General features: G+C 36.1%; 4 protein-coding genes, 16 tRNA genes and 1 rRNA gene. All 21 read left to right on the top strand.

All coding sequences use genetic code 11. The annotated features are described in order from the left end of the window. Window positions 1-130 precede the first annotated feature (130 nt). The 21 genes from rrf to IEV41_RS12045 all read left to right on the top strand — a co-directional run bounded on the left by rrf (window position 131) and on the right by IEV41_RS12045 (window position 6,147). Window positions 131-246 (top strand): 5S ribosomal RNA (gene rrf / locus IEV41_RS12145). A gap of 8 nt (window positions 247-254) precedes the next feature. Beyond that, a tRNA-Asn gene (locus tag IEV41_RS12140) sits at window positions 255-329 on the top strand. 8 nt (window positions 330-337) lie between these two features. Further along, window positions 338-429: transfer RNA gene (locus IEV41_RS12135), tRNA-Ser, on the top strand. 18 nt (window positions 430-447) lie between these two features. Beyond that, window positions 448-522, top strand: a tRNA-Glu gene (locus tag IEV41_RS12130). Between the two features lie 8 nt (window positions 523-530). Next, window positions 531-606, top strand: a tRNA-Val gene (locus tag IEV41_RS12125). A gap of 30 nt (window positions 607-636) precedes the next feature. Beyond that, window positions 637-713 (top strand) — tRNA-Met (locus tag IEV41_RS12120). 4 nt (window positions 714-717) lie between these two features. Continuing rightward, window positions 718-793, top strand: a tRNA-Asp gene (locus IEV41_RS12115). A gap of 8 nt (window positions 794-801) precedes the next feature. Further along, window positions 802-877: transfer RNA gene (locus IEV41_RS12110), tRNA-Phe, on the top strand. A gap of 16 nt (window positions 878-893) precedes the next feature. Further along, window positions 894-966 (top strand) — tRNA-Thr (locus IEV41_RS12105). An 8-nt stretch (window positions 967-974) separates the two neighbouring features. Beyond that, window positions 975-1,058: transfer RNA gene (locus IEV41_RS12100), tRNA-Tyr, on the top strand. A gap of 7 nt (window positions 1,059-1,065) precedes the next feature. Beyond that, window positions 1,066-1,139: transfer RNA gene (locus tag IEV41_RS12095), tRNA-Trp, on the top strand. 14 nt (window positions 1,140-1,153) lie between these two features. Further along, window positions 1,154-1,226 (top strand) — tRNA-His (locus IEV41_RS12090). A gap of 31 nt (window positions 1,227-1,257) precedes the next feature. Further along, window positions 1,258-1,332 (top strand) — tRNA-Gln (locus IEV41_RS12085). Between the two features lie 3 nt (window positions 1,333-1,335). Beyond that, window positions 1,336-1,410 (top strand) — tRNA-Gly (locus IEV41_RS12080). A 9-nt stretch (window positions 1,411-1,419) separates the two neighbouring features. After that, window positions 1,420-1,493: transfer RNA gene (locus tag IEV41_RS12075), tRNA-Cys, on the top strand. Window positions 1,494-1,511: 18 nt separating this feature from the next. Continuing rightward, window positions 1,512-1,597, top strand: a tRNA-Leu gene (locus IEV41_RS12070). Between the two features lie 127 nt (window positions 1,598-1,724). Further along, window positions 1,725-1,805 (top strand) — tRNA-Leu (locus IEV41_RS12065). Between the two features lie 268 nt (window positions 1,806-2,073). Beyond that, window positions 2,074-3,015: an SMI1/KNR4 family protein gene (locus tag IEV41_RS12060; RefSeq protein WP_188388613.1), complete on the top strand. Its 942-nt coding sequence runs from the start codon at window positions 2,074-2,076 to the stop codon at window positions 3,013-3,015. Window positions 3,016-3,286: 271 nt separating this feature from the next. Next, window positions 3,287-3,952 carry a hypothetical protein gene (locus IEV41_RS12055; RefSeq protein ID WP_188388612.1) on the top strand — a complete coding sequence of 222 codons (666 nt, stop codon included), beginning with the start codon at window positions 3,287-3,289 and terminating at the stop codon, window positions 3,950-3,952. A 35-nt stretch (window positions 3,953-3,987) separates the two neighbouring features. Further along, window positions 3,988-4,626, top strand: a complete 639-nt coding sequence (locus IEV41_RS12050; RefSeq protein ID WP_229722199.1) for a VC0807 family protein — start codon at window positions 3,988-3,990, stop codon at window positions 4,624-4,626. A gap of 498 nt (window positions 4,627-5,124) precedes the next feature. Then, the gene (locus IEV41_RS12045; RefSeq protein ID WP_188388611.1) at window positions 5,125-6,147 is read left to right on the top strand and encodes an acyltransferase; all 1,023 of its coding nucleotides are present in this window, start codon (window positions 5,125-5,127) and stop codon (window positions 6,145-6,147) included. Window positions 6,148-6,476: the final 329 nt, after the last annotated feature.

Raw genomic sequence — 6,476 nt, 5'->3', positions numbered from 1 at the left:
TCGAGGACTTAACTAACGTTTATGCAAGGTTTAGCACACATTATCTAGTTTTGAAGGAATAAATACTTCGAAAAAATTGTTGACATTATAAATTATTTAAGTATAATAAGTAATGTTGCTAAAAAAATAGTCTGGTAATGATGGCAAAGAGGTCACACCCGTTCCCATACCGAACACGGAAGTTAAGCTCTTTAGCGCCGATGGTAGTTGGGGGTTTCCCCCTGTGAGAGTAGGACGTTGCCAGGCAAAATTAATCCGCAGTAGCTCAGTGGTAGAGCTATCGGCTGTTAACCGATCGGTCGCAGGTTCGAGTCCTGCCTGCGGAGCCACTCTTTATGGAGAGCTGTCCGAGTGGCCGAAGGAGCACGATTGGAAATCGTGTAGGCGGGTAACCCTGTCTCAAGGGTTCAAATCCCTTGCTCTCCGCCAGTTACTTAACAGAATTTTGGCCCGTTGGTCAAGTGGTTAAGACACCGCCCTTTCACGGCGGTAACACGGGTTCGAATCCCGTACGGGTCACCACTTATTATGGAGGATTAGCTCAGCTGGGAGAGCACCTGCCTTACAAGCAGGGGGTCGGCGGTTCGATCCCGTCATCCTCCACCATTAGTTTAAAACCTAAAGATTTTTTATTGACGCGGGGTGGAGCAGCTCGGTAGCTCGTCGGGCTCATAACCCGAAGGTCGCAGGTTCAAATCCTGTCCCCGCAACCAAAATGGTCCCGTGGTGTAGCGGTTAACATGCCTGCCTGTCACGCAGGAGATCGCCGGTTCGATCCCGGTCGGGACCGCCATTTTTAAAGGCTCGGTAGCTCAGTCGGTAGAGCAGAGGACTGAAAATCCTCGTGTCGGCGGTTCGATTCCGTCCCGAGCCACCATCTTGATCTAGGTTAAGCCGACTTAGCTCAATTGGTAGAGCAACTGACTTGTAATCAGTAGGTTGGGGGTTCAAGTCCTCTAGTCGGCATTTTATATGGAGGGGTAGCGAAGTGGCTAAACGCGGCGGACTGTAAATCCGCTCCTTCGGGTTCGGCAGTTCGAATCTGCCCCCCTCCACCATTTAAATAGGGGTATAGTTTAAAGGTAGAACAGAGGTCTCCAAAACCTCCAGTGTGGGTTCGATTCCTACTACCCCTGCCAATTTTACTAATATGGCGGTCGTGGCGAAGTGGTTAACGCATCGGATTGTGGCTCCGACACTCGTGGGTTCGATTCCCATCGATCGCCCCTTATATATTTTATATAAATAATTGATGAATGGGCTATAGCCAAGCGGTAAGGCAACGGACTTTGACTCCGTCATGCGCTGGTTCGAATCCAGCTAGCCCAGCCATTCGCGAAAGTAGTTCAGTGGTAGAATACAACCTTGCCAAGGTTGGGGTCGCGGGTTCGAATCCCGTCTTTCGCTCCAATATTAAATGGCGGCATAGCCAAGTGGTAAGGCATGGGTCTGCAAAACCCTGATCACCGGTTCAAATCCGGTTGCCGCCTCCATTTAATATTTCTGTCTTAGCCGGGGTGGTGGAATTGGCAGACACACAGGACTTAAAATCCTGCGGTAGGTGACTACCGTGCCGGTTCGAGTCCGGCCCTCGGTATCAACAAAAACACGCTTTCAGTAGAAGGCGTGTTTTTTCATGAATAAGAATTTTTTAGCTTAGATAGTAGGTTGAAATAATACTTGCCTTTAATTTCATATATAAGGTATAATAAGTATATTGACATGCCGGTGTGGCGGAATTGGCAGACGCGCACGACTCAAAATCGTGTTCCTCTGGAGTGTCGGTTCGACCCCGACCATCGGTATCATGACACTGTTTGCCAATACAGTGAAATCAATGTTTCTTACAGTTTGTAAGGAACATTTTTTTGTTTGTATAAAACAGAATATTCAGTTACATTCGAATTACAATACATATTAGATCATACAAGCATGGAGATGATTAGAGTATATATTAATCTATTTAGTGATGATGTAATAGATAGGCATAGAACTTTTTCACCTTTATTTTAAAGTAAGAGTGTAGACAGATAAGATTCCTATCAAGGTTAGAATATTATCATGGAGGGGAAAATGAAGAAAGTAATAAACATGATTGACTCAAGTTCAAAAGTGCCTGGAGTATCGTTGCTCGAATTGAAAAAAACAGAAAGAGAACTAGGTGCTATTTTTCCAGATGAATATAAGGAACTCTTTTTAGAAACAAATGGAGCAAAATTTGGTGATTGGACTTTGTTCCCGATTCATATTGATAGACGCTCAGAATTAGCAATTGATATTGTAAAACAAAATAGAGAGAACAGACCGGAAAAAATATCAAATGATATGATTTGTATTGGCGAAAATGTGAATGGTGATAAAATGTGCTACCGTATTAGAAAAAGATTTATGCAGGAGCAAATTTATCTTTGGAGTAATAAAATTGGAACAAGCGATTGTAAAGCATTAACATTAAGCCAATTTATTGATTGGTATGTGCCTAAAGCGAATGCTAATAAGACTAAAACAGTTGGTATTTTTAAAGTAGAAAGTGGAAAGTTAATTGTTACTGATCCATGCTATAAGGTGGATGAACAGGAAGAGGTACAAATCATACTGTCAAATGTGAAAAGTGGTAATTGGACTGCATCCATCTCTTATAATAATGAAGAAATTGTAAAAAGTGTACTTGCTTTTTATGGGGAAAAGAAAACAAGAGGAAAATGGAATGATTGCGATACATTAATTGGAGTTGACTCTGGACAAGCAGGAATATTTGACTTTATATTATTTGGTAGAGATGATGCTATTCAATATGAAGTGGAAAATATCTATGACATCAAGATAGATGAGGTAGGAATAAAATATTTTGTAGCATGTTCTGACACGGCTGCATCAGATGCACAGGGGGGAGTTGTTCCTGGTGGAGTGGTTTCAATGTCTGGCTATGGTGACGGAATGTATGAAGTAAAAGTAAAATATAACACTTCTAAAGAGATAGTTGGAGTGATGATTGATTTTGGTGATGATGAATAATCTGATGTTTTACCTACAATTAAATAAACAATTGCATGAAAAAAAGACCGAGAAATAGGTCTTTTTCTTTTGGTCGGAAATCAACGTACATTAAAAGTGTAAAAGTAGACCACGCTCTATACAGATTGATTAGGAGCAGCATGAATAAACATTCTTATGGGATGCCGTCTAATTGTATTTTAGTTATCTTATGAACTATAATTTATTTTAAGGAATTATGAATGTTTACGTGTAGAGTATAGTACTTCAACAATATAATTAGGGTGGTTATATGCTAAAAAAGATTCTTTTAATAGGTATTATTGGTTTGTTACTACCTGTTTGCCTAGTTACATATTATTTTGAAGAAATAAAAGAATTTACGTTCGTTGTACCAGAACAAGAAGACATCGTATCATCCAACAGTGGTGGAACTTCTAACAAAAATGGGATTCCTCTTGAAAACGAGAATAATGTGGCTAGTATGGATAACAAAAGGACAGTAGAAAAAAACAAGACTCCATTAGAGAATGATGAAAAATCGTATGACTCAGGAGAAGCTATGGATGACATTAATTATGAAGTGGTACAACAAGAGATGGAAGTATTGAAACAACAGGATTCGAGGAGCAATAGCCATGTTAAATTTATTACTAAGGATGAACAAGGTAATATAATTGAAGAGCGAGAGGCGCCTCGTGAGGGTGAGCATATTATTGAACCTGGCACAGATAGACATCTTGAATTACTTGCTAAGGAATTTGTAATGATGCACGTTAATTCTACTGTAAAAGGTTTTTCATATTCGAGTAAATTAGTAGGTAAGGACGAGCAATATGCGAAGGTAATGGTAACGAAATTTAATGCAAACAATCTTGAAAAAGAAAATTTCAATGTCATTCTTTCTATGCAAAATGGACAAGTACAGCCACTATCTTTTCAACAAATCAGTGATTGAAAAGGTTGGATACGTTTTAAATAAGGGGGATATTTGTGAATAATAATAAAGTGATAGTAGGAGATTTAATCTTCTTTCTTATTTTTCCATTAGTCATTTGGAACTTTGGTAGAGAGTATACAGGAGATTATTATGCGATGCTTCTTTCTTCTGTTCCAGGTATTATTTATAGTGTTATCCGCTTCATGATGGTAAAAAAAATAAATATATCTGGTTTGTTTATCATTACGAACTTAGTACTTGGAACATTAATAGACGTTATAGCAGGATCAGCCATTCAAATGCTGTGGAATAACGTGTATTATGGCTATTTCTTAGGATTCGTATTTGTAACGACAATTTTTATAAATAAGCCATTTGCTTTATTATTTTCACTTGATTTTGCAGAGTTACAAGGAGCAGATCGTGAAAGTACGAAAGTATCATTTTATCAACGTAAGGTATTATTCGTTTTCAAATTAATTACGCTAGGTTTTGCTGTACGAGAAATATTGTTAGCCTCGGTCAAAGTATGGCTTATCATGGAGTATGGTGTAGAGTCATTCGATAAAGGTCTTATCCTTAAACAAGTATTGAGTTGGGGCATTACCGCTATTTCAGTATTTGGTTTTGTATATATCTATCAATTGCTTAGCAAAGAAGAGGACAAGGCTAAAGAAGCTGTTATAGAGTAATATACACAAGCTTGTACAAGCAGGAAAGTACTGTTAGTGTTAGACTATATAAAAATTCTTTATGCGAATTAAAATAGATGTATTTTAATTCGCATAAAGAAAGATAGAGAAAATGGCGTGTATTTGGATAATATAAAAGAAATGAAAAACTCCTTAAATATCTTATATACCGAGTAAACAAGGGAATAGAGAGTTTATACGGAAAGCCTCTTCCATTATTCCCAGATTAAGCTTACTAATTATAGAAACTATAGAATATTTATTGGAAAATATAGAAGAATATATGTTTTTTTGGTATGATATAATAATGTACTATTATAAAGAAGTAATTTACAATAATTATATGGAATTAAATAATCTTTTGATTCAACAGTATATTTCTTCATAAATAAGCTATTGAATAATAGAAATGTTTGTAGATAAATCTAACTATTCGTATTAATATTCCTTGTTTAAGATATTTAGATTTGTAAAAGAAAAGAAAGAAGGATAAATAAAATGAAGCAATATAAATACCATTTGGATGTTTTACGTGTTGTAGCTGCAATAGCGGTAGTTCTTATTCATGTATCGGATGAGATTATTTCACATTATGCTACGGTTGCAAAAAGTTATTGGTGGATGGCCAATATAGGTGATGGCATTGCTAGATTTGCCGTACCAGTTTTCTTTATGATTACAGGTGCTCTATTGTTGTCATCTAAGGCAGAAGACTCTGTAGCCTCATTCTATATTAGACGTGGTAAGAGAGTATTGATTCCATATTTAGTATGGGCTGTTTTTTATGTGTTATTTTCTAATTATATATTCGAAACATCATTTGTACTTAAAGATTCGGTTAAACAGGTAATTTACTTTAATAGTTATTATCATATGTGGTTTTTCCAAGCTATAATTGCAGTATATATTTTCATTCCGTTTATAAAGCCAATCCTTCAGAGAGCGACTGAAAAAGAAATAAGAAATCTTGTACTTATCTGGTTTGCATTTCAAATTGCGATTCCGCTTGTTTCTCAAGAGATTGGTCAGGTATCTCCAATTCCTAACTATCTATCGTTTTCATTCTTGGGGTATGCAATTTTAGGTTATTATATTGAGCAATATCGAAGTAAAATTCTTTTAGATATGAGCGGGTTATTCTTCATACTTGGAACAGTTATGACAATTGCACTTACGTATATTAAATTAGACAAAACGACAGGTGCATTGGCTAATTATCCTTATTATCCGTTCTCGATAAATATCTTCTTAGCAAGTGTAGGTATAGTTGGTTTAGTTACAAAGATGTGTACAGAAGAAACAAAACAACATTGGATGATAAAGAAAATAAGTCCATTAAGTTTTGGTATCTTTTTAATTCATCCATTGTTCTTAACACTCTTCAAAATGTATGTTGAAATTAATCCAATGATTCAGCAAAATATCTTCGGATATATCGGGACGTATATAGTAGTTCTAGGTAGCAGTATCTTAGCTACCCTAGCTATTAGCCGTATCCCAATTTTAAAACGTAGTATTTAATATACGATTACTAGTAGAAATAATAAAAAGGCCTTTATTGAGAGTGAATTACAAAAGTCGGATTTGACACTTTGTTTTGTCATAATTCGACTTTTTATTTTGTTCTTGATAAATAAGCAAGGATAATTCCACTTTTATATTAATTTAATACACGATGGAGAACCTTTAGAAGAAATATAAAGAGGATGAAATAACTTTGTGTTAAAAGTTGCATTTTCATATGTATAATTTTATAATATGTGAGTATGGTCTTATTGCATATTATAACACTGTTCGACAAAATTCGATTTTTTTCTTGTTTGTTCTATTTTTCTATGTTACACTTAGAA

This window comes from Priestia taiwanensis, from assembly GCF_014638355.1.
GTDB classification, from domain to species: domain Bacteria; phylum Bacillota; class Bacilli; order Bacillales; family Bacillaceae_G; genus Priestia_D; species Priestia_D taiwanensis.
The sequence above is the reverse complement of the archived record's forward strand: the minus strand, read 5'-3'. Positions and strand labels throughout refer to the sequence as shown.